Origin of the sequence: Pantoea hericii (genome assembly GCF_014155795.1) — a bacterium.
Taxonomy (GTDB): domain Bacteria; phylum Pseudomonadota; class Gammaproteobacteria; order Enterobacterales; family Enterobacteriaceae; genus Pantoea; species Pantoea eucalypti.
In genome coordinates, this window is record NZ_SCKV01000007.1 from 48,030 (window position 1) to 72,320 (window position 24,291).

Below are 24,291 nucleotides of genomic sequence, written 5' to 3' on the forward strand. Positions count from 1 at the left end.
GTTTAGCACGTTCTTACCAGCTTCCCGCCTTTTCAGCGCTGGTTCCCACGTTATGGCTTGATAATCCGGGCCTGAAACCGTGCGCAGGCCCTTTTCAATCCGTTGAAACTGACAGTATTCATCCAGAGATGATAGGATATTCAGTGAACGATAAAAATGGTTAACAGCATGTTAGACAAAATTTTCAGAATTGCTACAAGACAAAGCCCGCTCGCATTATGGCAGGCACATTATGTACAGCAACGCCTCATGAGTGCCCATCCGGGACTGCGCGTTGAGCTGGTGCCTATGGTCACGAAAGGTGACATTATTCTTGATACGCCGCTGGCAAAAGTGGGTGGCAAAGGACTGTTTGTCAAAGAGCTTGAGCTGGCGATGCAGGATGGCCGTGCCGATATGGCTGTGCACTCCATGAAAGATGTGCCGGTCAGTTTCCCTGAAGGTCTGGGCCTGGTGACCATCTGCGAGCGCGACGATCCGCGCGATGCGTTCGTTTCCCATCATTATGACTCTATTGACGCGCTGCCACAGGGAGCCATTGTCGGCACCTCCAGCCTGCGTCGTCAGTGCCAGATTAGTGCGCGCCGTCCGGATCTGGTGATCCGTTCGCTGCGGGGTAATGTGGGCACCCGTCTCGGCAAGCTCGATGCCGGAGAGTATGACGCGATCATTCTGGCCGTTGCCGGGCTGAAACGCCTGGGACTGGAAGATCGCATTCGCCAGGCAATGCCTGCCGAAGTTTCCCTGCCCGCCGTGGGTCAGGGTGCGGTCGGCATTGAATGCCGTCTGGACGACAGCGTCTTAATTGACCTGTTACGGGCACTGAACCACGATGACACCGAAGTCTGCGTCAGAGCGGAACGCGCCATGAATACCCGCTTAGAGGGTGGCTGCCAGGTACCCATCGGCAGTTTCGCGGTGCTGGAAGGCAATGACCTCTGGCTGCGCGGCATGGTCGGCGCACCAGATGGCCGGGTGATGGTCAGCGGCGAACGCCGGGGTCCACGCGCGCAGGCAGAACAGATGGGCATTTCACTGGCCGATGAACTGCTGAATGGCGGCGCACGTGAAATCCTGAAAGAAGTTTACCAGGGGCAGCCGCCGGCATGACCATCCTGGTGACGCGCCCGGAACCCGCAGCGGCAGAGCTGGTATCGCGCCTGCATGCCCTTGGCAAACAGGCGTGGAGCCTGCCGCTGATCGAGTTCGCACCGGGCGCTGACCTCGCCTCTCTGCCCCAGAAGCTCGCCGGACTTCATGCTGGCGACCTCGTCTTTATCCTTTCTCAGCAGGTTATTCACTACGCGCAGCACGCGATCAAAGCATGGCCCACTGAGCTGGACTATTATGCAATTGGTCGCAGCACCGCACTGGCGTTTCACACCGTCAGTGGCCAGCAGGTGACCTGGCCACATGCACATGAAACCAGTGAGGAATTGATCCAGATAAACACACTTCAGCAGATTTCCGGTAAACGTGCGCTGATCCTGCGAGGCGATCCCGGACGCGAATTGCTGGCAGAGACCTTAACCCGGCGAGGTGCTGAGGTGACGTTTGCTGCCTGCTACCAGCGCTGCCAGAAGCATTATGATGGACCCGTTGAAGGCCGCCGCTGGCGCGATCGCGGCGTCTCGGTGCTGGTGGTGACCAGCGGTGAAATGTTACAACAGCTCTTTTCGCTGTTCCCCGCGGTTGATCGTGAGGAATGGCTGCTCCACTGCCGACTGATTGTCGTCAGTGAACGTTTGGCTACCCTGGCCGCTGGATTAGGTTGGCAGGATATTCAGGTAGCCGATGGTGCCGATAACGATGCGCTGCTGCGCGCGTTACGCTGAACTTTAACAATGGGATGTGCCACATATGACGGAACAAAAAGACTCCTCCGCCATGGTTGAAGAAACCACCCCAGCGGTTGACCGCTCCTCTTCCAGCAACAGCACACCACCGCGTAATGCGAAAAAGGGTGGCATGGTGTTGGGTGCCGTTGCGATTGTCATCGCGCTGGCGATGGGTGCGGGTTTATACCTTAACGGGAAACATCAGGCTGATTTACAGGCACAAACCAATCAAAAGCTGAGCGACCAGTTAAGCGCGTTGCAGCAGCAGGCCGGCAGCGATAAACAGCAGCTGACACAGCAATTAAGTAGCGCTGAAAAGGCGTTGCAGACTGCGCAACAGCAGCAGAATGCCTCAGCAAAAGAGCTGGAAACCCTGCGTGAAAAAGTAGCCGTGATCTCTGGCAACGACGTGCGCAGCTGGCTGCTGGCACAGGCGGACTATCTGGTGAAACTGGCGGGCCGCAAACTCTGGAGCGATCAGGATGTCACGACAGCCGCGGCACTGCTGAAAAGCGCCGATGCCAGCCTGGCCGACATGAACGATCCCAGCGTGATGAATGTGCGTCGTGCACTGACCCAGGATATCAGCAACCTCTCTTCCGTTACGCAGGTCGACTACGACGGGGTGATCCTCAAGCTGAATCAGTTGTCGAATAACGTTGATAATCTGCGCCTGGCCGATAACGACAGCGATGATGCGCCGATGGACAGCGATGGCGGCGAACTCTCAGGTTCGGTGCGCGAATGGCGTCAGAATCTGGTGAAAAGCTGGCATAATTTTATGGATGATTTTATTACCATCCGTCGTCGCGATAACACCGCACAGCCGCTGCTGGCACCGAATCAGGATGTATATCTGCGTGAGAATATCCGCTCGCGTCTGCTGATCGCTGCTCAGGCTGTTCCGCGTCATCAGGATGAGATTTATAAACAATCTATCGATACCGTGTCCGCCTGGGTTCGCGCCTGGTACGACACCAATGATGCCGCCACCAAAGCTTTCCTTGCCCAGCTGGATGAGCTGAGTCAGCAGAACATCAATATGGATCTGCCGGATAACCTGGAAAGTCAGCCGTTGCTGGAACAGCTGATGCAGACGCGGGTGCGCAACCTGTTAGCGCAACCTTCTGCCGCTGCTAATCAGCAGGGGGGCTAAGCATGCTTAAGGTATTTATCCTCTTTATCCTGCTGATTGCGGGCGTGGTGCTGGGACCGATGATTGCCGGTCATCAGGGCTACGTGCTGATTCAGACTGATAACTGGAATATCGAAACCAGCGTCACAGGCCTGGTCATTATCCTTATTCTCAGCCTGCTGGTGATTCTGGCCGTAGAGTGGCTGCTGCGCCGCGTGCTGCACACCGGCGCGCGAACCCGTGGCTGGTTTACCGGACGTAAACGCCGTCGCGCCCAGCGCCATACCCAGTCGGCGCTGATGAAGCTGGCAGAAGGCGACCACCGTCAGGTTGAGAAACTGCTCTCTAAAGATGCCGATCACGCTGATGTGCCTGTAGCCAACTATCTGCTGGCTGCAGAAGCTGCACAACAGCGTGGTGATGAAGCCCGTGCTAATCAGCATCTTGAGCGTGCTGCAGAGCTGTCGGAAAACAATACCATTCCGGTGGAAATCGCCCGCGCACGTATTCAGCTGGCACGTAACGAAGATCACGCTGCGCGTCATAGCATCGACCGCCTGCTGGAAGTGGCACCGCGTCACCCGGAAGTACTGCGCCTGGCCGAACAGGCGTATATTCGCACAGGTGCCTGGAGTGCGTTGCTGGATATTCTGCCGTCGATGCAGAAGTCACAGGTCGGCGATGAGCTCCATCGTGATGCCTTGCAGCAGCAGGCCTGGCTGGGTCTGATGAATCAGGCGATGGCTGATCAGGGCAGTGATGGGCTGAAGCGCTGGTGGAGCACACTGAGTCGCAAGACCCGTCAGGATACGACGTTGCAGGTCGCCATGGCGGATCATCTGATTGAGTGTGACGATCACGACACCGCACAGTCTATCGTGCTGGAAGGCCTGAAACGTCATTATGACGATCGTCTGGTACTGCTGATGCCACGTATCAAAAGCGGCAATCCCGAAGCACTGGAGAAAGCATTACGTCAGCAGATTAAACAGCATGGCGCAACGCCGTTGCTGCACAGTACGCTGGGGCAGTTGCTGATGCGTCATGGGGAATGGCAGCAGGCAGCTGACGCGCTGCAGCAGGCGCTGGCGCAGCGTCCGGATGCGTTCGATTATGCATGGCTGGCAGATGTTTATGACCGTCTGCATCGCCCGGAAGAGGCTGCAAAAATGCGCCGTGAAGGGTTGTTGCTGACGCTGAAGAATAACCCAAACGCCTGATGCGATTGTCAGACAGGATAAAGCCGGGCTCGCCCGGCTTTTTTGTGCCCAAAATCTGCCATCCGGTTCTCGCAGGCAAAAAAAACACCTGCCAGTGGCAGGTGTAAGATCAGGTCGGTAAGACAACCGGGAGGTACCTGACTCAACGTGGTGTCTGTTAACCCTGTAAGGCTTACGCGATACAGGCAGGCAGACAACAGGTACCGAAAATTGGCTCTGCATCATTCCCAGGTTTATGTAGCATAAGCAGACATAAGAGGTGGAATGAGCATCTACAGCAGAAGTATTGCACAAGCCGTGCCAGGTTAAGGTTTATTTTTAAAGTAATTATAAATCAATGAGTTAATCACAGTGCCAAATCTGTTCTTAGCCATGTCCGATGTTAAGTGTCGGTATCCGGCGACAGCTGGCATTTTCTCTGTCTCTTAATAGAGACAGCGAGGCCAATCTCTCTGTGAACTTAACAATAACAATGACTTATTTGTCGGCGATTCACGACGCTGCTACTCCTGCTTAAGCAACTTTAACTGACAACTGGCGAAATCAAAGCGGGAGAGCTGGCATCGAAGATTAGCAAACAGCAGCCCGTTCTCACCGCTGTGCCGGCTTCAGGGAGCATACGCCTTTCGCAAAGACGCAAAAGACGCCATCCCTGGCGGCCTCAGCGCGGGCCGTCCGTGGCCCGCGATGCTTTGCTACAGGCGTATGCTCCCTTCGCTTCAAGTCTGGCAGACGCATTAAGTACTTACATAAGCTTCAGAGAGTTTACAGCAATGAAGAAGCCCAATGCGTCGGGAACATGGTCAGAGGAGGAAAGCGTCCCACGCCTGGGACAAAAACGCCGGGAGCGTTTTTGAACAACGCAGAGCGTTGGCCCGGCTACGGGCGCACCTCAGGGATGAGGTGCGAATCGCGTGGGCCGAGCGGCCATGGATGGCATTAGCGCCTTTCCGATCTGACCGTGTTCCCTTCGCAGACTCGAACTCACAGCAACATTGTTCCACAGCACCCAAGCCGGCCCGGCCCATATCTCCCGCAGACATTCGAATCCACTTTTCTACAGACGAAAAAAACCTGTCTTTTCAGACAGGTTTCTAAAAATGGTCGGCGAGAGAGGATTACACTGCTCTATGAGCAGCGCCCTGCGGGCCGTTGCTGAAGCAACGTTGTCTCGCTTCGCTCGGCTCAAACCTCCTTCGGAGGTCCTCATCCTCTTTTATACAGACGAAAAAAAACCTGTCTTTTCAGACAGGTTTCTAAAAATGGTCGGCGAGAGAGGATTCGAACCTCCGACCCACTGGTCCCAAACCAGTTGCGCTACCAAGCTGCGCTACTCGCCGATTTTTTTAACTGTTTTGCCTGGTGCGAAGAGAGGGACTTGAACCCTCACGTCCGTTAAGACACTAACACCTGAAGCTAGCGCGTCTACCAATTCCGCCACCTTCGCGTTTCCCAGCAAAATCTGGGGTGGCTAATGGGACTCGAACCCACGACAACTGGAATCACAATCCAGGGCTCTACCAACTGAGCTATAGCCACCACAATTCTTAATGTCACAGATTTAAAACCTGCAGCATTTAAATCTCTACTGCCAACCGCGGTAAATCAACCACCGAAGCTCATGCGCACAAACGATATGGCGCGCCCGACAGGATTCGAACCTGAGACCTCTGCCTCCGGAGGGCAGCGCTCTATCCAGCTGAGCTACGGGCGCGTAGCGCCGTTGCGGATGTGCATACTAGAGATAAGCGCCCATCGTGTCTAGTGCTTTTTAAATAAAAAGACGCGTTTGATTACGCTTTGTGCACTTTCTCGACAAATAGTGCATTTCCTCTCTCACAATGCCTAAAAATGCGGCATTTATCAGCAATATCAGAGATCGCCGCGCCAGTGGTAGCGCAAATATTTAAGCAGTTTTAATTGCCTGCGCAGGCGGCTCGGTTGTCGAATCAGACGATAGAGCCACTCCAGCCCCAGTCGCTGCCAGATTTTAGGGGCGCGCTTCACATGACCGGTAAAAACATCGTAGGTTCCGCCTACGCCCATGTAGAGCGCATCAGGACAGTGCGCACGGCACGCCAGCATCAGCAGCTCCTGACGTGGCGATCCCAGCGCTACAGTGACGAGCTTCGCACCGCTAGCCGCAATCCGGGCAAACAGCGCATCCTGATCGGCTGGCGCAAAATAGCCATCCTGCGCGCCAACAATATTCACATTCCACTGGCGGCGTAACTTATCACAGGTTTCATCCAGCACCCGCTGGCGACCACCGATAAGAAACACCGGCGTCCCCTCACGCCCGGCGCGCTCCATCAACGCTTCCCATAAATCTGCTCCCGCAATGCGCTGCACCGACGCCTGCGGATATTTTTTACGAATCGACCGCACAATACTGATGCCATCGGCATACGCATATTCAGCCTGCGCTAACAGCGTGCGTAATCCCTCATCCCGCTCAGCGGTCAGAATCTTCTCTGCATTGATCGCCACTAAAATACCGCTGCGAACGCGCTGCGGCGGCATCAAAAAATTCACCGCCGACGGCATGTTTTCGAAGCCATACAAATCAACGCCGCGAATCCGGTACTGCGGCGTCTCAGTTAACGTTGTCATATCTTCCGTCAATCCCAGAGGTTAATCAGAGCGGGCTGTGTAACACCCGCCTGCTGCGGTCGCGAATCAAACCTGCGCGATCCAGTAACCAGAAAAGTAATTTAGCTATGCCCAGACAGGCAGCAAAAATGATGCAGAAAAACACCACGCGAGAACCGAACGCATCAAGACCTTCGCGGGCCAGCACAATCATGTTAAACACCGCGCCAAAACAGAAGCTTTGCAGGATGGCGCCGGTGTACCGGTTGGTCTCAAGGCAGCCACGCTGATAGATCGCATCAAAGGCTTTGATAATCATCCCTACCGCGACAGCACCAACTGGAATCGCCCAGACGCCGCCCATCACCACCAGCGATCCAATTAATGTGGGGGAAATCGCCAGGCCAGAATGGTTATTCAGCACTTCCCAGGTGAAGTAGTTCGCACTGTTTAACACCGCCAGCGGCCGATCCGGCCAGAGCCAGGTCGGAATGAAAACGTAGAAATCACGCCACAGCGGCGCCAGACCCTGGAACTCAATGCGGGCGTAGTTATCCAGCAGAAGAGCCAGATTCTCCCACGGTGAGAACGTATCACGCGTCAGATAGAGGAAGGTATAAAACGCTTCATCGCCCATTACGTCGAGGTTATAGCGGCGCAGCGCCAGCCAGAACATCCCCGCAATTGCCAGTACGCCCGCTGTTGCCAGCATCCACAGAGTGATCCAGCCACGGGTGATCCCGATGAACAGGAACAGGGCAAAAGCAATAATGATATTGGCGCGGGTGCCGCCCACCAGTGCGTAGGTCAGCAAACCAAAGGCCACTGTTACCACCAGGAACAGCAGCCAGTTGCGGCGCGTCGGGCTCAGAAAATAGGGGATCAACATCGCCGGAATAAAGAAGTAGAAGAAGCGCTTGAGCGCCACCCCCGAGACTTCACTGGAGAAGATCTGGTTATAGGCAGTCAGGCGGAACAGCAGAAAACCGTTGTGAATGAAAAACACAGTGACGGTTCCCAGCGCCACCAGCGCCAGAATCACGCAGGTCAGGTGCGTTTCAACCCGATTCATCTGCAGCCAGGGCTTCGCCGGTGGCGCACTGGCGGGCTTCAGCCGCACTTTATAACTGACGTAATAAATGGCGTAAAACGCCGTCGCTGACAGCAACGCCTCCAGCAGATTCTCGACCGGCACCACCTCAACATTAAAGCGAAACACCAGCACCGAGGTCAGTGGGAAGCCGAAGTAAAAGGTCAGTAAGAACAGCAGTGTGAAGAACAGATGGAAGTTAAAACGGACGCGCTTAAACTCCCGCCAGGTCAGGGTCAGAATAAAAACCAGCGACAGCAGATAGACCACCAGCAGGCCGCCAAACTGCATAAGACTCATGACAACTCCCCTTCGCTGAGCTGTAACGCGGCCCGCCAGCCTGTGAGATACCCCGGCGCAAAAAAGGCGATCGCCTGTTTATCACAGCTCATCAGCTGGCGGCGTGCCTCGGCAATCACCGCAGGCGACAGCGTATCTTCGCTGAACAATACCGGAAGCTGCTGCTCAGCCACATCACGCCAGAACGGATTTTTGCGGGTCAGGATAAACGGCACGTTGGCCTGGATCAGCAGACAGAGTGTTCCCACTCCCTGCTGACGTTCAAACATAAAATAGCCGACATGACAGCGCGCCAGCAGCGCTAAATAATCATCAAACGCCAGATTTTCACGCATCAGATTCACCTGCCCGTCCGGGAACAGTGTCTCTGCTGCAGCCTGAATCTCACTGATGTACGCCTCGTTGCCTGGCGGATAGCCCAGCGGCACCTCGATACGCACCTGTGTGCCAAACTGCGCGCGAATCGCTTTTAAGCCTTCAATGTGCCGGTTACTCGGATCGCCGGAGTTGCCCAGCAGCAGCGTAAACGGCTCTGCGGGATCAGACTCAACAGCGGCGGCGGGCATTCGGGTCGGGAAATAGAGCAGTGAACCCGGCACCCTGCGATGACGCTGCTGGTAGTGATGCAGGTCGCCACGGGTCGCAAAAACCTGAGCAACGCGTCCCTGTGCTAGCCGGCGAACCAGATAGAACAGGCGAAACTTCAGGCTGCGTGAATCTTCATAGAGATCGGCACCCCAGACATGCCAGAAGATTTGGGAACGGCGCAACTTGCCACTGAGTAATGCCAGCCAGATCCACGGGTTAAACTGACCGTGGCAGAAAAAAAGCTGCTGACGATGTCTGGCCCGCTGCAGCACCGCCTGCGCCAGCGCTTTCTTGCTGGTAAAGCACTCAATCTGCAATGCACTGAACGGTGCCAGGCTCTCTGGCTGCTGCGTCACTACCATAAAATGGCGTGGCGAAGCCACGGGCTGCTCAACGCTGAGTATATCGTTGAAAAAGCGCAGCACCGTAAGATTGTGGTGGGGAATGTCCGATCCCAAAACGTGAATTAAAGTCATTTTTTCCGGCAGTAAACAATAAAAGCGCCACAACACAGGGCAAAGTAAGCCACATAGGTAAACATATAGGCCTGCGCCGCACCCGTCGCGCCATGTAACGGGATCAACCAGCGTGAGAAGAGCGTCAGCAACAGAAACTGGCTGATCTCAGTGAGAACATAAAAGCGCAGCGAGGCTTTGGCGATAACCAGATATCCGAAAACATAGGCACCGACTTTAAAAACATCACCGCACAGCTGCCAGACGAAAAGATCGCGCATCCCGCGAAAAGCCTCAGAGAACAACAGGCTGATGGCGAAATCGCGCAGCACCCAGACACCAAAACTGGCAACCGCTACGGCGGGCAGTACAAAACGCAGTGCACGGCCAATCTCGCGTGCAATGTCGCGTTTGCTCTCGAGCCGCGCCAGCGTCGGCAGCAGCCAGACGCTAAAGGTTGCGGTGATAAACTGCAGATAGGCATCCGAAATGCTGGTGACACCCTGCCACAATCCGACCTGCGCCCACCCTTCCTGCTCTGCCAGCAGGTTACGCATCAACACCCAGGCAACCGGCAGGGTCACAGCCGTGATCAGCGCCATCAGGGTATATTTTGCCAGATTACGCGCCAGCTCAGGGTGCCATTGCGGACGCAGCCAGCTCAGCGGCAGCGGTGCGCGGCGTTTCAGCATCAGTAGCGCCGGCAGCAGCAGCAAGGCCGGCACCAGTGCCAGACCAATCAGCGCCCCCTGATAGCCACCCAGCCACCAGCAGAGCAGATAGCCCGCCACGCCAGTCAGGCTGCCGAGAATCAGTGCCAGCGCATTACCGCGCGCATCGCGATAGCCCTTCAGCAGCGCCAGGGTAAAGTTGGCCCAGGCGATACCGAGCTGAAGAAAGGCGACGACGCGGATGACGCCCTGATAGCGATCATGACCAAACAGCGCGGCGCTGATGGGTGCCGCCGCCAGCAGAAACAGCAGCGCCAGCACACCGGAAAAGCCCAGCACCATAGCCGATGCCGTGCCCACCATCGCGCGCAGTTGTCCGGGCTGCTGTTGATACTGCGCCACATAGGTGGTGACGCCATTGAAGATGCCCGCGCCCGCCAGCACACCCAGCACGGTGATCAGCTGACGAAAGTTCCCCGCCTGGCCGACACCCTCGGGTCCGAAACTCACCGCCAGCAGTTTGACCACCAGCAGACCAGCCACAATTTTTACCAGCGTGGACGATGCGGTCCACACTGAGGCTCTGGCCAATGACATCAGGAAAAGAAGCTCAGCAGTGAGCTGATAACCGTGCTCTGATTATTATCGGACAGGTTATAGAACAGCGGCAGGCGCAGCAAACGTTCACTTTCCTGCGTGGTATAGCGATCGTCGCCGACAAACTGCGAGAAACGCTCACCGGCTGGCGAACTGTGCAGCGGAATATAGTGGAACACCGTCAGTATCTCAGCTTCTTTCATCCAGTTGATCAGCGCTTGGCGATCGTCCTGATCGCGCAGTTTGATATAAAACATGTGCGCATTGTGTTCACAGCTGGCGGGGATCACCGGCAGGCTGATACGTCCCTGGGTCGCCAGCGGCTGGAGTGCGTCGTAATAACGCTGCCAGATGCGTAACCGCTGCTGGTTGATGCGCTCAGCGGCTTCCAGCTGCGCCCAGAGATAGGCCGCCTGCAGATCGGCCATCAGGTAGCTCGATCCCATATCGCGCCAGGTGTATTTATCGACCTGACCCCGGAAGAACTGGCTGCGGTTGGTACCTTTTTCCCGCACGATCTCGGCGCGCTCGACCAGGCTGGCGTCGTTAATGAGTGTCGCGCCACCTTCGCCACCGGCGGTGTAGTTCTTGGTTTCGTGAAAACTGAAGCAGCCAATATGACCAATGGTGCCCAGGGCGCGCCCTTTGTAGCGTGACATCACGCCCTGCGCCGCATCTTCAATCACAAACAACTTATGCTTTGCCGCCAGCGCCATAATGGTGTCCATTTCACAGGCCACGCCTGCGTAATGCACCGGCACAATGGCGCGGGTTTTTTCAGTGATAGCGGCTTCGATCAGCGTTTCATCAATGTTCATGGTGTCCGGGCGTACATCGACAAACACGATGCGCGCGCCGCGCAGCACAAAGGCATTAGCGGTCGAGACAAAGGTGTAGCTCGGCATGATCACTTCATCGCCGGGCTGCAGATCGATTAACAGCGCCGCCATCTCCAGCGAAGCGGTACAGGAGGGAGTGAGCAGCACTTTTTTGCTACCGAAACGCTGCTCCATCCACTGCTGACAGCGACGGGTAAATCCGCCGTCACCGCACAGCTTGCCGCTGTTCATTGCCGACTGCATATAGTCAATTTCTGTGCCCACAATCGGGGGCGCATTAAATGGAATCATGACCTTTCCTGTAAAACCAGTAGGCGGTGCTGTCGAGCCGGGCACCGCTGCGTAAATAGAGGCGCATCGCCGTGAGATTACTCATCTGGGTGGCAACCCGAAGCTGAGCCAGCTGTCTTACCCGCGCCCAGTCCGCCGCCGCCAGCAGCAGTCGCTGACCCACGCCCTGGCCCTGCGCGTCAGGCAACACGCCCAGCAGACCGATTCGCGCATCGCCGTCTGCCGCGCGCAGCGAAACAAAACCCTGCAACTGACCGGTGGCGTCACTGGCTACCAGGCACTGGTCGTCAAATGTGCCGCGCACCGCATTTTCAATCCACTGCGCATAGAAGCGACCGCTGGCGTCCGGCGCATACCAAGGCGCGCGAAAACGGCTCTGGCTGAAGAGCTGAGATGCGGCATCGCGCAGTGGCGGAATTTGTGCGTCACGCGCAATGCGAATCCCCGCCTGACGTTCCGTCTCTTTAACCGCCAGCGTCAGGTCTGCTTCGCCTTCTGCCAGCTGAAACTGATGCTGCTGCAGCGTATCAATCAGTGCCGTCTCGCTGGCAGCGACTTTCATCTGTATCAGTGCACAGGGATGCCGCAGCGCCTGCTCCAGCGGCGTCTCGCCCTGCGGCTCCAGCCGCACGGTATCAACACCGAAGAATGTGCTCTCCCAGCTAAGGGGATTAATATTGACGTGGACGGGCATGTAATAAATCCAGCAGGTATTGGCCATAGCCAGTTTTTGTCAGCGCTTCACCCGCGGCACGCAACTGGTCATCGCTGAGCCAGCTGTTACGCCAGGGACCAGTTTTACCAGCCGTCTACAGTATAAAGCGCACCAGAGCCGAACCGATAAAACCGGCACCGCCCGTGATCAAAAAGCGCTTCATCGCCACACGCCTTTGGTATCGACAATCCAGTTCTGCTGAACATCGGCGGCGTTAATCGCGCGGAAGGCACGGTGATCGACCAGCATCACCAGAATATCGGCCTGAGCCAGCGCCTGCTCGCAGGAGACCAGTTCGGCGTTGACAGCCAGCGAGTCCGCAAGCTGCTCAATGTGAGGTTCAACCACCCAGGTCTTGCCACTGTGCCACTCTGCGATTTTCTGAGTCACGCCCACGGCCGGGCTCTCGCGCAGGTCGTCAATGTCAGGTTTAAAGGCCAGACCAAAGCAGGCGATAGTGACCTCGCTGGCGCGCTTGCCGGTTTGGGTCAGGCAATCCGCCAGCGCGGTTTTCACCTGGTCCAGCACCCACTGCGGCTTGGCGTCATTCACCTCACGCGCGGTGCGGATCAGGCGTGCCAGTTCAGGATTCTGCGCCACGATAAACCAGGGATCGACGGCGATACAGTGACCACCCACGCCGGGACCGGGTTGCAGAATATTGACGCGCGGATGACGATTCGCCAGCGCAATCAGTTCCCAGACGTTAATTCCCTGTTCGGCACAAATCAGCGACAGCTCATTGGCAAAGGCGATATTGACGTCACGGAAGCTGTTTTCAGTCAGCTTGCACATCTCGGCGGTGCGGGCGTTGGTCTCAACGCATTCACCTTTCAGAAACAGCCGGTATAACGCGCTGGCGCGGGCGCAACAGGCAGGCGTCATGCCGCCAATCACCCGGTCGTTGTTAATCAGCTCAACCATTACCTTGCCAGGCAGTACGCGCTCCGGGCAGTAGGCGACAAAAATATCGGGCGTCTCACCGTGCTGCGGAAAGCGCAGGTCAGGACGCGCCGCAGCCAGCCACTCGGCCATCTGTTCGGTACTGCCCACCGGTGAGGTGGACTCCAGGATGACCAGATCGCCCTTCTTCAGAACCGGTGCGATCGACTCCGCTGCGGCTTTCACAAAGCGCAGATCGGGCTGATATTCATCTTTGAACGGCGTCGGTACGGCGATCAGAAAAGCGTCAGCGGGTTCAGGCTGTGTGGTGGCGCGCAGGTCGCCACGCGTAACCGCCGCATGCACCACTTCATCTAAATCGGGTTCTACGATATGGATCGCGCCACGATTGATGGTTTCAACGGCACGCGCGTTGATATCCACGCCCACCACTTTTTTTCCCTTTGAGGCAAAAACGGCTGCCGTCGGCAGCCCAATGTATCCCAGTCCAATCACGGAGATGGTTTCAAAACTCATAATTCAGCTCTGTTATCTTTTAAGGCTTGTAAAATTCGGCCACAGGCTTTGCCATCGCCATACGGATTATGGGCATGGCTCATCGCCTGCCAGGCATCGTCGTCGCTCAGCAATTCACTGACACTGGCCACGATCCTGTCGATATCCGTCCCTACCAGTTTAACGGTACCCGCATCAACCGCTTCCGGACGCTCGGTCGTGTCACGCATCACCAGCACCGGTTTACCCAGTGAAGGCGCTTCCTCCTGAATGCCGCCGGAATCGGTCAGAATCAGCCAGGCACGGTTCATCAGCCAGACAAAAGGCAGATACTCCTGCGGTTCAATCAGAATGATATTCTCAATGCCGCTGAGAATCCGGTTAACCGGCTCGCTGACATTCGGATTGAGGTGCACCGGATAGACGATCTGCGCCTCAGGGTGCTGGCGGGCAATCTGCGCCAGCGCGCTGCAGATACGCTCAAAACCGCCGCCAAAGCTTTCACGCCGGTGACCGGTAACCAGCACCAGTTTCTTATCCGGGTCGATAAAGGGATAGCGCGCCGCTAATTGTGCATTCAGATTGCAGTCATCCAGCACCCGATCGCGAACCCACAGCAGCGCATCAATGATCGTATTGCCGGTCACAATGATGCGCGAATCGGGCAGGTTTTCCTGCAACAGGTTCTGACGCGAGCGGGTGGTAGGGGTGAAGTGCAGACGGGCAAGATGGCCGGTGAGTTTGCGGTTGCCCTCTTCCGGCCACGGCGAGGCGAGATCGCCGGTACGCAGACCGGCTTCAACATGCCCGACCGGAATTTGCTGATAAAAGGCGGCCAGGCTCGCAGCCAGTGTTGTGGTGGTGTCACCATGCACCAGCACAATGTCTGGTTTGAAATCGAGCAGGACGGTTTTCATGCCCTCTAAAATGCGACAGGTAATCTCAGTCAGTCCCTGCTCAGGGCGCATAATATTAAGGTCATAATCCGGTTCGAGCTTAAACAGACGCAACACCTGATCGAGCATTTCGCGATGCTGTGCGGTGACGCACAGGCGCGATTCAAAAGCAGGATCCTGCGACAGCGCCTGAACCAGTGGCGCCATTTTAATCGCTTCGGGACGAGTACCAAATACGGTCAGAACTTTCACACTGTTTCTCTCACTCATGCGTGTCTGACATCAGACGCGGACGACGTGCCAGCGCCACTCCAGCGCCTGTTAATGCCCCAACGGCACCCCACATAATCATCATGAACAGACGTCGCGGACTGTCACGTGATACCGGCTCTTCCGGTGTGCGCAGATAACGGTAGGTCTGAAACTTGCTGTTCAGTTTTGGTCCGGCCTGCAGCGTGGTCAGCATTGCTCTGTTCTGATCATAGCTGATATCAAAGCTCGGCCCCGTTGCGCGCAGGGTATCCAGCTGGCCCTGTAAAACCGGCTGACCCAGCAGGAACAGATCGCTGTCTGCCAGATTCTCACCCACTTCGCGCGTCTGCTTCTCATTAATGCCCTGCTGGCTGGCGATCTTCAGCGCCTGCTCCAGCCGATGCTGCTGGCGCTGGAACACCGCGTTAGCCACATCTTCCTGACGTTTCACCTGCGCCTGCAGCTGATCGGTACGTACCCGCCAGGCACCTTTTAACTCATCGTTCAGATGACGCGCGGCGCGCTCACTGGCATAGGCAATGTACTGACGCAGTAAATTATTGGCGTCACCTGCCGTTTCCGCTTTGAGTTTGACGTTATCGGGCAGGTTATGGGCCGCGTCAGCAGGCGTAAACAGGATATTGCCGATCATATCGTCGAGCAGCGCAGCATCGTTATGCGCATTGCCGGTTTTGCGGCTCTTGAAGTAATCCGTCTGTTGCCAGAACTCACGACGCGTATCCCACGACGCGAGTTGCATGATGAACTCCTGATAAACCTGATCCATCACTGTCGGTGACGGTGCTGACAGGGTTAAGGTGTTGCTGCGCGCATCCAGATTGGTCAGGAATTGCTGCTGCGAATAGTATGAACCCAGCATGTTCACCGTGGGACGATCGGTGATCGCGGTGGTGCTCCAGACCTGTTTCAGCAGCAGCGTGACCAGCCAGGCGACCAGAGCAAACAGCAGTGCCAGCCCGATGATCCAGCGTTTGCCACGCCATAAACGGCCGCTCAGGCCGCGAATATCCAGTTCGTTGTCCACAACGTCAGAAGGCATGGAAGAAGTATCCTTTAATCAGCATCGGGTTCATTTATTTTTTGCTTCGCGGTAATGGCTCAGGCGGCGCTTAATGCGCCGGATACGTCGCGCCACGCGCCACGCATGTTTCAGGCAGTAGCCGTAAACCATGAAAGCGCCAAGGAACAACAGCAGCATCACCCACTCCGGAATGAACGCCAGATATTCGCCCAGCACACCGATCCCGGCAAGGATGGCCGCAGCAACAGTTATCAGCACAAAGGCCTGACGTGAGGTGAAACCGGCGCGCATGATCAGATGGTGGATGTGCTGACGGTCAGCCGAGAACGGGCTCATGCCTTTACGCAGACGACGATACATAATCGCCACCATATCCATCAGCGGAATGGCAATAAGCCAGAGTGCGGTGACGGGGGTAATGGGATGGCTCAGGCCCTGCGTTGTTTCCAGCAGAATCCAGATAATGGTGAAACCGATCATGGTACTGCCGGCATCACCCATAAAGACTTTGAAGCGGCGGCCAAGGAAGCCAAGATTAAGCAGAATATAGGGCAGCGTGGCGGCAATCATCGCAAAACACCACATCGCAAGGCTGGTCTGGCCATCGAAGTAGAGGATGATTCCCATGGCGGCAAAGGTGACGGAGGAGAGGCCGCCCAGCAGACCATCGATGCCATCCACCATATTAAAGGCGTTGATTGCAGCCCAGACGGCAAACAGTGTCAGCACATAGCCAAAGGGGCCAACGATAAGCTCGAACGGGCCGACGATAAAGCCCAGGCTGAGCAGATAAAGTTTTGCGCCAAACATCATCACCAGCGCGACAATGGCCTGCACGACCGCGCGGAATTTGACGCTGATATCGAAACGGTCATCCAGTGCGCCAACCAGCACCAGCACCCCTGCGCAGCCCAGATAGAGCATCGCATGAGGCAAGTAATAGTTGGTGATGGCAAACGTAAAGCAGATACCTGCGAACACAGAAATGCCGCCCACCAACGGAATCGCGCCATGATGGCGTTTACGTGAGTTAGGCTTATCAACTAAACCAATTTTTTTAGCTGCTTTTCGAGCAAAAAAGAGGAAAGCCAGGGAAAAGAGAAAAATTAATCCAAGCTCAGTACTCATAGTGAGTAAATTCACGTTAAACGCTCTCAGCTAACATCCCGCACAACAATACGCGAAAAAACGCGCCGGTCGCTGTGTCGGATTCCGAATTCTGCATTAAGAGACAGACGAACGGTCAAAAGTTCGCCATCACTACCACAGTCATTATAAATGCTCCTGCCAGTGTTCAATCCTATAGCTCACAAATGAAAAACGCCACGTTGAGACGTGGCGTAAGGTCGATTTTCTGCGCATCTGGACTAAAAAAGCCGAATCTGTGCTTCGGCCTGGCAATCCCGGATTAAGAACGCTTCATCATGTCGAAGAATTCATCATTGGTTTTGGTCATCGCCAGCTTGTTGATGAGGAACTCCATTGCGTCGATTTCGCCCATTGGGTGAATAATCTTACGCAGGATCCACATCTTCTGCAGCTCTTCCTGAGAGGTCAGCAGCTCTTCTTTACGCGTACCAGAGCGGTTGTAATCAATCGCCGGGAAGACGCGTTTTTCAGCAATTTTACGGGCGAGATGCAGTTCCATGTTACCGGTACCTTTAAACTCTTCGTAAATCACTTCGTCCATCTTAGAACCGGTATCAACCAGCGCGGTCGCGATGATGGTCAGGCTACCGCCCTCTTCCACGTTACGTGCAGCACCAAAGAAACGCTTTGGACGATGCAGGGCGTTGGCATCCACACCACCGGTCAGGACTTTACCTGAAGCAGGAACCACGGTGTTGTAGGCACGCGCCAGACGTGTGATTGAGTCGAGCAGGATGATGACATCTTTCTTGTGTTCAACCAGACGCTTGGCCTTTTCGATCACCATTTCAGCAACCTGAACGTGGCGTGAAGCTGGCTCATCGAAGGTTGAAGCGATAACTTCGCCTTTCACCAGACGCTGCATCTCGGTCACTTCTTCCGGACGCTCATCGATCAGCAGCACCATCAGCACGCAATCCGGGTAGTTATACGCCAGGCTCTGCGCGATATTCTGCAGCAGCATGGTTTTACCGGCTTTCGGCGGTGCCACAATCAGACCACGCTGACCACGACCGATCGGTGAAGCCAGATCGAGTACGCGTGCGGTTAAATCTTCCGTTGAGCCATTACCCCGCTCCATACGCAGACGTTTATTTGCGTGCAGCGGCGTGAGGTTTTCGAACAGAATCTTATTACGCGCGTTTTCCGGCTTGTCGTAGTTAACTTCGTTAACTTTCAGCAGCGCAAAATAACGTTCACCTTCTTTTGGTGGACGGATTTTGCCAGAGATGGTGTCACCCGTGCGGAGGTTAAAACGGCGGATTTGGCTGGGAGAAACGTAGATATCATCAGGGCCGGCGAGGTAGGAGCTGTCTCCGGAACGGAGGAATCCAAATCCATCCTGAAGGATCTCCAGCACGCCATCACCGAAGATGTCTTCGCCGCTTTTTGCGTGTTGCTTCAGGATTGAAAAGATAATGTCCTGCTTGCGCATACGAGCCTGGTTTTCCAGTCCCATATTTTCGCCGAGAGTAATCAGCTCAGCAACCGGCGTATTCTTTAATTCGGTAAGATTCATAGTGATGGGTTCTTAAACTCGGGGTAATACTCGGAATGTTTGTCGTGAGTGGTATGGCAATTAATCCATGCCGTTAATGGCTCTTTTCGGCTCTTCCCGACGATCATCGTATGGAATGGCGATCGGTATGCAAGAAGGTGTCCGAATGTGATGCCAGAGTTGGAGCTAACCGTAAGATTGCTGAACCGTTCTATCTTTATAAGGTACAGGGCGACAGGGTTCAACAAGGGAAAACTTTAGATGCTAACTACAAGGTAAGTTCGTAATGCAGTATTGGTAACTTAGCACGCCTGAAAGTGAACGTCCAGCAGCAGGAGATAAATTCACCACTGCCAGACATTCAGTCCTGCATTACGCCAGATTGGCGTTCAGGAACTCTTTCAGCTGGCCTTTAGACAACGCGCCCACTTTGGTCGCGGCGACTTCGCCATTTTTAAACAGCAGCAGCGTCGGGATACCACGAATGCCATACTTCGGTGCCGTGCCTGGGTTATCGTCAATATTCAGCTTAGCGATGGTCAGCTTGCCATCATACTCTTCTGCAACTTCATCAAGGATTGGCGCGATCATTTTGCAAGGACCACACCATTCAGCCCAGAAATCTACCAGTGTAACGCCGTCGGCTTTCAGCACGTCGGTGTCGAAACTGTCATCAGTCAGATGAACGATTTTATCGCTGCTCATGTTTTACTCCACAAGATTATGCCTGGCGAATTGGCGTAAAATATACCAATGTTGGTTGACTTTATTTCATCGGATACGCTTTCGTAAAGCGATAGTAAGCTGATATTCTACCACACTATGAGCAAAACACACTTAACTGAACAGAAGTTTTCCGACTTCGCCCTGCACCCAAAAGTCGTGGAAGCCCTTGATACTAAAGGCTTTCAATACTGCACGCCGATTCAGGCGTTAGCTCTGCCTTTTACGCTTTCAGGGCGTGATGTTGCAGGCCAGGCGCAAACCGGTACCGGCAAAACGATGGCGTTTCTGACGTCAACGTTTCATCATCTTCTCTCTCATCCTGCGGCGGAAGGCCGTCAGGTTAACCAGCCACGGGCATTAATTCTTGCGCCGACGCGTGAACTTGCTGTGCAGATTCATGCAGATGCCGAACCCCTTACCGCCTCAACCGGCCTGAAACTGGGTCTCGCCTATGGCGGAGACGGGTATGACAAACAGCTGAAAGTGCTTGAGCAGGGCGTTGATATTCTGGTGGCAACCACCGGTCGCCTGATCGACTACGCGAAACAGAATCACGTTAATCTCGGTGCTATTCAGGTTATGGTGCTGGACGAAGCCGATCGCATGTTCGATCTCGGCTTTATTAAAGATATTCGCTGGCTGTTCCGTCGCATGCCGCCGGCTACCCAGCGTCTGAGCATGCTGTTCTCGGCCACCCTTTCTTATCGCGTCCGTGAACTGGCATTTGAGCACATGAACAGTGCTGAATATGTGGAAGTGGAACCGGAACAAAAAACCGGCCATCGCATTCAGGAAGAGCTTTTCTATCCGTCTAACGAAGAGAAAATGCGCCTGCTGCAGACCCTGCTGGAAGAAGAGTGGCCCGATCGCGCCATTATTTTTGCCAACACCAAGCACCGCTGTGAAGATGTCTGGGGCCACCTGGCTGCTGATGGACACCGCGTCGGCCTGCTGACCGGCGACGTTGCTCAGAAGAAGCGTCTGCGTATTCTGGATGACTTCACCAAAGGCGATGTAGATATTCTGGTCGCAACTGATGTTGCAGCTCGCGGCCTGCACATCCCGGCGGTAACCCACGTCTTTAACTACGATCTGCCAGACGACTGTGAAGATTATGTTCACCGTATTGGCCGTACCGGTCGTGCGGGCGCCAGCGGACACTCTATCAGCCTGGCCTGTGAAGAGTACGCGCTGAACCTGCCTTCGATTGAAGAGTACATTGGCCATAGCATCCCGGTCAGCAAGTACAGCAGTGAAGCGTTGTTAACTGATTTACCGCCGCCTAAGCGTCTGCAACGCAGTCGTTCCGGCAACGGCCCGCGTCGCGGGGGAAATAACGCCAATCGTCGCGGCGCGCCTCGCAACAACAACCGTAAACGTTCAGGTTAGGGCACCATGCTAAGCGCATCGTCACTTTATGCAGCGATTGATTTAGGATCTAACAGCTTTCATATGTTGGTGGTGCGCGAGGTCTCTGGCAGTATTCAGACCATCGCAAAAATAAAGCGCAAGGTTCGCCTTGCTGCCGGCCTGGATAAAAATAACCTGCTGTCAGCCGATGCGATGTCGCGTGGCTGGCAATGCCTCAGACTCTTCTCTGAACAACTGCAGGATATTCCCCCCGATCAGATTCGCGTGGTGGCGACCGCCACATTGCGTCTGGCTGCCAATGCGCAGACCTTTCTTGATACGGCTCAACAGATTCTCGGCTGTACTATCAACGTTATCAGCGGTGAAGAAGAGGCGCGCCTGATCTATCAGGGCGTGGCCCACACCACGGGCGGGTCCGACCAGCGTTTAGTGGTCGATATCGGCGGCGGCAGCACCGAGCTGGCCACCGGCGATGGCTCACATGCTTCGGTGTTGTTTAGTCTGTCGATGGGCTGTGTGACGTGGCTGGAGCGCTTCTTCAGCGATCGTCACCTGGCCAAAGAGAACTTTGATCAGGCCGAACTGGCGGCGCGTGAGATGATCCAGCCCGTGGCAGCGCAACTGCGTGAACAGGGCTGGCAGGCCTGTGTCGGGGCATCCGGCACGGTTCAGGCACTGCAGGAGATCATGGTGGCGCAGGGCATGGATGAGCGCATCACGCTGAATAAACTGCAGCAGTTGAAGCAGCGCGCTATTCAGTGCGGCAAACTGGAAGAGCTGGAAATCGAAGGGCTGACGCTGGAGCGGGCGCTGGTCTTCCCCAGTGGCCTGTCGATCCTGATCGCCATCTTCCAGGAACTCAGCATTGATAGCATGACACTGGCGGGCGGCGCACTGCGGGAAGGACTGGTCTACGGCATGCTGCATCTGCCTATTGACCGCGATATCCGCACCCGCACGCTGCACAACGTCCAGCGCCGTTTCAGCATCGATGTCGAACAGGCAGACCGCGTGCGTCAACTGGCAGAAAGTTTCTTCCGTCAGGTTTCTGCGCCGTGGAAGCTGGATCAGCGCTGCCGTGAGCTGTTGCTCAGCGCCTGCGCGATCCACGAAATCGGCCTGAGCGTCGACTTCCGTCATGCGCCACAGCACGCGGCGTATCTGGTCCGTCACCTCGACCTTCCCGGCTTCACACCGGCGCAGAAGAAGCTGCTGGCCTGTTTGCTGCAAAACCAGAGCGGCAGCATCGACCTGGCGTTGCTGACCCAGCAAAACGCCCTGCCGCCGCGTCTGGCGGAAAGGATGTGCCGTCTGCTGCGACTGGCGATTATTTTCTCCACCCGCCGTCGCGACGACACCCTGCCTGCTGTGCGGCTACAGGCAGACGACGATGCCCTGCATCTGACCCTGCCCGCAGGCTGGCTGGAAGCGCATCCGCTGCGCAGCGAACTGCTGGAGCAGGAAAGCCACTATCAGTCTTACGTCCACTGGTTGTTAACCCGGTCGTAATGGTACCCGTGTGAGGCGAAATGTCTTCGCCTCCTGCACCGGTTTAACTCTTTTTCGCCTTATCCAGCATCGCTCTCAGACCGGCGACACGGCTCTGTCCGGTTTTCATCCGCTCTTCCGCGCTGACCACTTTGCGCTCGGTCTCCCATTGCAAATCGTCCTGCGGCAGCTCCAGCAGAAAACGGCTGGGTTCAGGCCGGATTAACTCGCCATATTGCCGGCGTTCACGACACAGGGTAAAGGTCAGCTCTTTCTGCGCCCTGGTGATCCCGACGTAAGCCAGCCGTCGCTCCTCTTCGATATTGTTCTCATCAATGCTGCTCTGATGCGGCAACAGCCCCTCTTCCATGCCCACCAGGAACACATAGGGGAACTCCAGTCCTTTAGAGGCGTGCAACGTCATCAGCTGTACCTGATCCAGCTCTTCATCACTTTCACCGCGTTCCATCATGTCGCGCAGAGTAAAGCGCGTTACCACCTGCGCCAGCGTCATCGGCTCATCAATATCAGTGCCTTCCAGCATTTCTGTCATCCACTGAAACAGCGTGTTGACGTTCTTCATCCGCATTTCGGCGGCTTTCGGACTGCCGGAGGTTTCGAACAGCCAGCTTTCGTAGTCGATGCCGCGGATCAAATCGCGCACCGCATTCACGGGTTCACGTTCAGTGAGCTGGATAATCTCATTCAGCCAGTGGGTGAAGCGCTGCAGATGCTCCAGACCACGGCCACTTAGCGTCTGCCCCAGGCCGACATCAAAACTGGCATTAAACAGGCTCTTGCTGCGCAGATTGGCCCACTCACCGAGCTTCTGCAGCGTAGCCGGGCCAATCTCACGGCGCGGCGTATTGACGATACGCAGGAACGCGCTGTCATCTTCAGGATTGGTCAGCACGCGCAAATAGGCGAGCAGATCTTTGATCTCGGGTCGCGAGAAGAACGAAGTGCCACCAGAGATGCGATAAGGGATGCGGTTCTGCATCAGAAACTTTTCAAAGGTCCGTGACTGATGATTGCCGCGATAGAGGATCGCGTAATCTTTATACTGCGTCCGGTTGATAAAGTGATGTGCGATCAGTTCGCCGGTCACCCGTTCCGCCTCATGCTCTTCGCTGTTAGCGGTCAGCACTTTCAGCTCGCTGCCCTGCCCCAGTTCCGAAAACAATTTTTTTTCAAAGACGTGCGGGTTGTTAGCAATCAGGATATTCGCCGCCTTCAGGATGCGCTGCGAAGAGCGGTAGTTCTGCTCCAGCTTCACGACCTCCAGCGCAGGGAAGTCCTGATTCAGCAGCACCAGATTCTGCGGCCGCGCACCACGCCAGGAGTAGATGGACTGATCGTCATCGCCGACCACCGTGAAGCGCGCCCGTGCGCCAACCAGCAGTTTAACCAGCTCATACTGACTGGTGTTGGTGTCCTGATACTCATCCACCAGCAGATAGCGGATACGCTGCTGCCAGCGTTCACGCACCTCCTGATTACGCTGCAGCAGCAGCGTCGGCAGCAGAATCAGGTCATCGAAATCGAGCACGTTGCACGACTTAAGATGCTGGCTGTAAAGGGCATAGCAGTGAGCAAAAATATTATCCTGTTGCGAACGCGCCAGCGCGGCGGCACCCTGCGGATCGATCAGATCATTCTTCCAGTTCGAGATGGTGGAAATGAGTTGCTGTAACAGCGTCTTATCCTCTTCCAGCCACTCTTTGGTCAGCTCTTTCAGCAGCGCAAGCTGATCCTGATCGTCGAACAGGGAGAAGTTGGACTTCATGCCCAGCGCCGCGGTTTCGCGTTTGATGATCTCCAGTCCCAGCGTATGGAAGGTCGAAATCAGCAGGCCGCGTGCCTCTTTGCGGCCCAGGGTTTGCGCCACACGCTCTTTCATTTCGCGCGAGGCCTTATTGGTAAAGGTCACCGCAGCGATATGGCGCGCCTGATAGCCGCATTCACGAATCAGGTGGGCGATTTTATTGGTAATCACGCGGGTTTTGCCCGATCCCGCGCCCGCCAGCACCAGACAGGGACCGGTAACAAATTCGACGGCACGTTGTTGGCTGGGGTTTAAACGCATAGGAGAAATCGCCTGATTAGATCAAAAGAAAGGGGTTTATACTGGGCGGCAATT

General features: G+C 55.6%; 19 protein-coding genes, 4 tRNA genes, 1 other RNA gene and 1 pseudogene. 6 read left to right on the forward strand and 19 right to left on the reverse strand.

The annotated features are described in order from the left end of the window. Positions 1-168: 168 nt before the first annotated feature. Genes hemC through hemY form a run of 4 tightly spaced genes read left to right on the forward strand, consistent with a single transcriptional unit; the run spans position 169 to position 4,193 of the window. Positions 169-1,110 (forward strand): hydroxymethylbilane synthase, encoded by a 942-nt coding sequence (gene hemC, locus H7K52_RS15670; protein WP_033743361.1) that lies wholly within the window; start codon positions 169-171, stop codon positions 1,108-1,110. After that, positions 1,107-1,835 carry a uroporphyrinogen-III synthase gene (hemD, locus tag H7K52_RS15675; protein WP_003854352.1) on the forward strand — a complete coding sequence of 243 codons (729 nt, stop codon included), beginning with the start codon at positions 1,107-1,109 and terminating at the stop codon, positions 1,833-1,835. Before hemC ends, hemD begins: the two co-directional genes overlap by 4 nt. Before the next feature lie 25 nt (positions 1,836-1,860). Continuing rightward, complete coding sequence (gene hemX, locus H7K52_RS15680; RefSeq protein ID WP_003854351.1) at positions 1,861-2,994, forward strand: uroporphyrinogen-III C-methyltransferase; 1,134 nt, start codon at positions 1,861-1,863, stop codon at positions 2,992-2,994. Positions 2,995-2,996: 2 nt separating this feature from the next. After that, entirely contained in the window at positions 2,997-4,193 is a 1,197-nt protein-coding gene (hemY, locus tag H7K52_RS15685; RefSeq protein ID WP_008926434.1) for a protoheme IX biogenesis protein HemY, read from the forward strand. A 1,101-nt stretch (positions 4,194-5,294) separates the two neighbouring features. Here hemY and H7K52_RS15690 read toward each other — a convergent pair. The 18 genes and pseudogenes from H7K52_RS15690 to trxA all read right to left on the reverse strand — a co-directional run bounded on the left by H7K52_RS15690 (position 5,295) and on the right by trxA (position 19,271). Continuing rightward, positions 5,295-5,424, reverse strand: a non-coding RNA gene (locus H7K52_RS15690) — RtT sRNA. A gap of 32 nt (positions 5,425-5,456) precedes the next feature. Then, positions 5,457-5,533: transfer RNA gene (locus H7K52_RS15695), tRNA-Pro, on the reverse strand. Positions 5,534-5,553: 20 nt separating this feature from the next. Beyond that, a tRNA-Leu gene (locus H7K52_RS15700) sits at positions 5,554-5,640 on the reverse strand. Positions 5,641-5,656: 16 nt separating this feature from the next. Further along, positions 5,657-5,732 (reverse strand) — tRNA-His (locus H7K52_RS15705). A gap of 98 nt (positions 5,733-5,830) precedes the next feature. Continuing rightward, positions 5,831-5,907: transfer RNA gene (locus H7K52_RS15710), tRNA-Arg, on the reverse strand. A 158-nt stretch (positions 5,908-6,065) separates the two neighbouring features. Continuing rightward, positions 6,066-6,806 (reverse strand): lipopolysaccharide N-acetylmannosaminouronosyltransferase, encoded by a 741-nt coding sequence (gene wecG / locus H7K52_RS15715; RefSeq protein ID WP_008926433.1) that lies wholly within the window; start codon positions 6,804-6,806, stop codon positions 6,066-6,068. A 25-nt stretch (positions 6,807-6,831) separates the two neighbouring features. Then, positions 6,832-8,175 carry an ECA oligosaccharide polymerase gene (gene wzyE / locus H7K52_RS15720; protein WP_008926432.1) on the reverse strand — a complete coding sequence of 448 codons (1,344 nt, stop codon included), beginning with the start codon at positions 8,173-8,175 and terminating at the stop codon, positions 6,832-6,834. Then, positions 8,172-9,239: a TDP-N-acetylfucosamine:lipid II N-acetylfucosaminyltransferase gene (wecF, locus tag H7K52_RS15725; RefSeq protein WP_182630205.1), complete on the reverse strand. Its 1,068-nt coding sequence runs from the start codon at positions 9,237-9,239 to the stop codon at positions 8,172-8,174. Before wecF ends, wzyE begins: the two co-directional genes overlap by 4 nt. Continuing rightward, a complete protein-coding gene (gene wzxE / locus H7K52_RS15730) occupies positions 9,236-10,486 on the reverse strand; it encodes a lipid III flippase WzxE (RefSeq protein WP_182630206.1) in 1,251 nt (416 codons plus the stop codon). Before wzxE ends, wecF begins: the two co-directional genes overlap by 4 nt. Next, a complete protein-coding gene (gene rffA / locus H7K52_RS15735) occupies positions 10,486-11,616 on the reverse strand; it encodes a dTDP-4-amino-4,6-dideoxygalactose transaminase (protein WP_182630207.1) in 1,131 nt (376 codons plus the stop codon). The genes wzxE and rffA overlap by 1 nt, the downstream gene beginning before the upstream one ends. Beyond that, a complete protein-coding gene (rffC, locus tag H7K52_RS15740) occupies positions 11,603-12,310 on the reverse strand; it encodes a dTDP-4-amino-4,6-dideoxy-D-galactose acyltransferase (protein ID WP_039658618.1) in 708 nt (235 codons plus the stop codon). Before rffC ends, rffA begins: the two co-directional genes overlap by 14 nt. Then, positions 12,288-12,404: pseudogene (locus tag H7K52_RS18970) on the reverse strand (glucose-1-phosphate thymidylyltransferase 2 RmlA2); the annotation flags it as partial. The pseudogene H7K52_RS18970 and the gene rffC, both read right to left, overlap by 23 nt. Positions 12,405-12,490: 86 nt before the next feature. Continuing rightward, positions 12,491-13,750: a UDP-N-acetyl-D-mannosamine dehydrogenase gene (wecC, locus tag H7K52_RS15745; RefSeq protein WP_182630208.1), complete on the reverse strand. Its 1,260-nt coding sequence runs from the start codon at positions 13,748-13,750 to the stop codon at positions 12,491-12,493. After that, a complete protein-coding gene (gene wecB / locus H7K52_RS15750) occupies positions 13,747-14,877 on the reverse strand; it encodes a non-hydrolyzing UDP-N-acetylglucosamine 2-epimerase (RefSeq protein WP_259400732.1) in 1,131 nt (376 codons plus the stop codon). Before wecB ends, wecC begins: the two co-directional genes overlap by 4 nt. A gap of 10 nt (positions 14,878-14,887) precedes the next feature. Next, positions 14,888-15,937 carry an ECA polysaccharide chain length modulation protein gene (wzzE, locus tag H7K52_RS15755; RefSeq protein WP_003851956.1) on the reverse strand — a complete coding sequence of 350 codons (1,050 nt, stop codon included), beginning with the start codon at positions 15,935-15,937 and terminating at the stop codon, positions 14,888-14,890. A gap of 30 nt (positions 15,938-15,967) precedes the next feature. Beyond that, on the reverse strand, positions 15,968-17,047 hold the full coding sequence (gene wecA / locus H7K52_RS15760) for a UDP-N-acetylglucosamine--undecaprenyl-phosphate N-acetylglucosaminephosphotransferase (RefSeq protein ID WP_003851958.1): 1,080 nt from the start codon (positions 17,045-17,047) through the stop codon (positions 15,968-15,970). 280 nt (positions 17,048-17,327) lie between these two features. Next, positions 17,328-18,587, reverse strand: a complete 1,260-nt coding sequence (rho, locus tag H7K52_RS15765) for a transcription termination factor Rho (protein ID WP_003851960.1) — start codon at positions 18,585-18,587, stop codon at positions 17,328-17,330. Positions 18,588-18,938: 351 nt separating this feature from the next. Beyond that, positions 18,939-19,271, reverse strand: a complete 333-nt coding sequence (gene trxA / locus H7K52_RS15770) for a thioredoxin TrxA (protein WP_003851963.1) — start codon at positions 19,269-19,271, stop codon at positions 18,939-18,941. A gap of 117 nt (positions 19,272-19,388) precedes the next feature. On the opposite strand from trxA, the gene rhlB reads away from it, so the two are divergent. Both rhlB and gppA read left to right on the forward strand, forming a co-directional pair. Further along, positions 19,389-20,681 carry an ATP-dependent RNA helicase RhlB gene (rhlB, locus tag H7K52_RS15775; protein ID WP_003851965.1) on the forward strand — a complete coding sequence of 431 codons (1,293 nt, stop codon included), beginning with the start codon at positions 19,389-19,391 and terminating at the stop codon, positions 20,679-20,681. Positions 20,682-20,687: 6 nt separating this feature from the next. Then, positions 20,688-22,172, forward strand: a complete 1,485-nt coding sequence (gppA, locus tag H7K52_RS15780; protein WP_182630210.1) for a guanosine-5'-triphosphate,3'-diphosphate diphosphatase — start codon at positions 20,688-20,690, stop codon at positions 22,170-22,172. Between the two features lie 43 nt (positions 22,173-22,215). On the opposite strand, the gene rep is transcribed toward gppA, so the two are convergent. Beyond that, positions 22,216-24,237 carry a DNA helicase Rep gene (gene rep, locus H7K52_RS15785; protein ID WP_003851968.1) on the reverse strand — a complete coding sequence of 674 codons (2,022 nt, stop codon included), beginning with the start codon at positions 24,235-24,237 and terminating at the stop codon, positions 22,216-22,218. Between the last annotated feature and the right edge of the window lie 54 nt (positions 24,238-24,291).